Raw genomic sequence first — 3,563 nt, forward strand, 5'->3', positions numbered from 1 at the left:
CGCCCGCGCGGGGCGTGCCCATCGAGGGACAGGTCGTAGGCGCGAACCCCACCCGAGGCGGCCTCGGCCTCGTCGAGCCTGCGCAGCGCCACAAAACCCATACCGATCGCGCCCGTGCCCGCGCGACGGAAATCCACCAACCACGACGTAAACGCGCGATCGTAGTCGGCGCGCGGCATGAGCTGGCCGCCCGAATCACGAATCCACATGTCCACGTAGCGCGCCGGCTCGAGCACGTCACGCTGAACCACCCACGCGTCCACCGGCAGGCCCTCCAGCCACGCATCGACGCGCTGGGCCCACTGCGTGTCCGGGTTGCGGCTCGCAGGAATCTCCCAATTCGCCAGCATCTGCAACGTGCCCCCCACGTTCAGGCACAAGGGAGCGTCACGGAGGACCACAGCAATCAGGTTGTCGCGGTCCATGCCGCCGTCACGATACTCGAGCAGCCCCGCCGTCCCGCGCACGCTATCCGGCGTGATAACAAAAGGAGGATTGGACACAATCAAATCGAAGGTTTCTCCGGCGACCGGCTCAAAGAGGGACCCCTCACGCACGTCGATCGTCGTCTCATTCAGGGCAGCGTTGAACTGGGTGAGCGCGCACGCCCGCGCCGACACGTCGGTAGCAACGACGCGGCTCGCGTGCGTCGCCAGATACAGGGCCTGGATACCGCACCCGCAGCCCAGGTCAAGAGCCGAATCAACCTGCTCGCGAACCGTCATCCCCAGGAGCGTCAAAGTCGCCCCACCAATGCCGAGCACGTGATCGGCAGCCAGCGGCCTGCCGGTCTGCGCCTCACCCAGGTCAGAGATCACCCACCAGTCATGGTCGCCGTCCGGCAGGCAAGCCGCGTGGGGGCGCACATCGAAGAGTGCGCGCATCCACGGATCCGGTTCGGCCTCGGGCGCTTCTTCGTCGGGGTCGCGCATGGTCGGTATGGCAGGCATCCTCGGGAACGAGGCCTCCTCCTGGCTCACCCGCTCCACGTCAGGTCCGCCGTCCGCCCCCCGTTTCGGCGTGACCTTGCCGCGCTCGCGGGACATGACGAAAGCGNCGGGTACCCAACCAGGATCCCCACGCCCAGCTCAGAGGAGGAAGCCCATGTCCGGAGGACTTGTCGCCCTGCTCGACGACATCGCGACCCTCGCGAAAGTCACGGCCTCATCTGTCGATGACGTTGCGGCAGGTGCCGTCAAGGTCTCGTCGAAGGCAGTGGGCGTCGTCATCGATGACACGGCAGTCACCCCCCAGTACGTCGCTGGCCTGAACCCCAAGCGCGAACTCCCCATCATCGCTAAGATCGCGCGCGGTTCCCTCATCAATAAGCTTTTCATCATCCTACCGATCGCGCTCCTGCTCACGTGGCTGGCCCCCCACGTCCTGCCGTTCCTCCTCGTCGTGGGCGGCGCGTACCTGTGCTTCGAGGGCGGCGAGAAGGTCCTCGAAAAAATCGGCTGGCTGCCCGGACTCCACGAGGAGCACGAGGAAGGCGGCGCTGCATCCGCCGAGGAGCTCGAGAAATCCATCGTGTCGTCCGCGACCCGCACTGACCTGATCCTGAGTTCCGAAATCATGCTCGTGTCCATGGCCGGCCTGTCGAACGAGCACGGCGCGATGCGCGTCGCCGTCCTCATCGCAGTCGCTTTCTTCATGACGTTCTTCGTGTACGGCCCCGTCGCGCTGCTCGTGAAGGCCGACGATGTGGGCGTGCGCCTGGCGCGCGGCGCACTCGAACCCGAGGACAACCGCCCCGGCCCCGTCGACAACGTGGGCCGCACGATCGTTCGCGTCATGCCGCACGTCTTTGGCGTGATCGGCGTCGTCGGCACGGTGGCGATGCTGTGGGTTGGCGGCCACCTGGTCATCGAGAACCTCGCCGAGGTCGGCGTTCCCATCTTCCATCATCTCCTCGAGTCCGCCGAGCACGCGGTGTCTGCCGGCGGCGGTTTCGTCTCCTGGCTGGTCGAGACAGCCCTGTCGGGCATCTTCGGTGTTGTGCTAGGTTCCGTGACCGCGTGGATCGTCGTCGGGGCTTCCGCGCTTGTGCGTCGCGTGCGCGGTCAGGCCTGATTCTCCTTCTTTTTTCACGAGGTCGGGGCGGAGGGTGCACGATCGCGTTCCGAGCCCCGGCCTCGTCGTTGATCGCACTGCGCGAAAGGTGACACACAACCTCTTCGCATGTTAGGACTAAAGTACTACTCTGGAGTGAACAGTTAAACGACGACGCCCCGGAGGAGCATCATGACCGTCTATACCCTGCCCGACCTGCNGCCTCAGCGACCACGTCACTGACTGCGGCAGCGCACCCGGGATGGGCCTTGACGAGGGCGGCGAGCAGGCGCAGGTGCGCGCGCAGCAGCTTCTTCTCTGAGCGCGCGAGGACCTGGGCGCTGACCTGCACGAGCGCGTCCACCTGCTCTACCGTGAGCTCCCCGACGATGCCCAGGAGAGCCTTGTGCGCCAGGGACACCGTCGGCGAGGGCCTGGCCCCGAGCAGGGCGATGATGTCCGAGGCCGCCGCGAGCCTTTCCTCGCGCGTCGGTTCGAGCGCCTCCCAGGCCCGCGAGAAAACGCGGGCGTTGTAGGCGGAGAAGTCGCGCCTCTGGGCGGCCAGACACTCGGAGAGGATGCGGGGTCGCAGCTGCGGGAAGCGCGTCGCCATGTAGCGGACGAGGTCGTGGCTGTGCAGGCGCTCGAAGTCGCCGCCGGGCGCGGAGGGGTCCTCGCGATACATCCACACGAAGAGGGCAGAGCCGGGCAGGGCGCCCTCGACGCGGAAGAACTGCCAGAACTCGTGGTCCAGAAAGGTCGGGTTCTCTTCGAAGAAGCGCTGCGTCTCATCCGAGGTGGGGTGAGGCGCGGGAANCCGGCGCTCAAGCCCGGGGAGCAGCGCGAGCGCCAGTTCCAGCGCGAGGCGGGGGTCCACGTTCCCCAGATCCTTGAACGCTCTCGCCCACCGGTTCAGCTTCACGGTGTGCGCCACAGCCTCGAAACCGGCCACGGCCTGGTCGAAGGAGAGGTCCCCGCGCGCCACCAGCGAGGCAAGGGTCTCGACGCCGAGGGCACGCGACTCGACCTCGTACTCTCCCATCGCCTGGCCCAGGAGCCCCGCGGCCAGCGCATCCCAGCGCCCGCCGTGCTCGCACAGGGCGCGGTAGCACTCACAGGTCAGCTGGGTGTTGTCAAGCACGTACCACTGCGAGGCGAGCAGGCAGACGGCGAAGTGGCGTACCAACGCGGGGTAGATGTAGCGGTGGGCAGTAAAATCGACCGAAGCACTCGCAATATCCGCAAGCGCGCTCAGATCGGGTCCTGTCGCACCTGTATCCACGCCGACGATACGCGGGGTAAAGAACGCGTAGACGGGCGAGCCGTCACGGGCGACCTTGGGCTTCCCGCTGCGCGACTCGTAGGCGGGGTGCCCCTCCCACGTCACGGAGAGGGACGACAGGTAGCCCTCGGTACGTCTGCGCACCACCCCCTCAAGGGCGAGGCGGATGCGGGCGGCGGCGGAGGACGGCAGGTCCTCCTCCCGCTCCTCCACGAGCGCGAGCGCGGCC

The 3,563-nt window shown here is 67.2% G+C and carries 2 protein-coding genes and 1 pseudogene; 1 reads left to right on the forward strand and 2 read right to left on the reverse strand.

Going from position 1 to position 3,563, the window contains the following annotated elements:
• Window positions 1-1,055 (reverse strand): annotated as a pseudogene (locus BQ7477_RS09045) (methyltransferase); the annotation flags it as partial.
• Between the two features lie 49 nt (window positions 1,056-1,104).
• Between BQ7477_RS09045 and BQ7477_RS09050 the strand changes: the two are divergent.
• A complete protein-coding gene (locus BQ7477_RS09050; protein WP_073983654.1) occupies window positions 1,105-2,073 on the forward strand; it encodes a DUF808 domain-containing protein in 969 nt (322 codons plus the stop codon).
• A gap of 169 nt (window positions 2,074-2,242) precedes the next feature.
• Here BQ7477_RS09050 and BQ7477_RS13280 read toward each other — a convergent pair whose 3' ends face one another.
• Window positions 2,243-3,094 (reverse strand): DUF6493 family protein, encoded by an 852-nt coding sequence (locus BQ7477_RS13280; protein WP_478209468.1) that lies wholly within the window; start codon window positions 3,092-3,094, stop codon window positions 2,243-2,245.
• Window positions 3,095-3,563 lie beyond the last annotated feature (469 nt).

Source organism: Actinomyces bouchesdurhonensis, from assembly GCF_900128465.1.
Lineage (GTDB): Bacteria > Actinomycetota > Actinomycetes > Actinomycetales > Actinomycetaceae > Pauljensenia > Pauljensenia bouchesdurhonensis.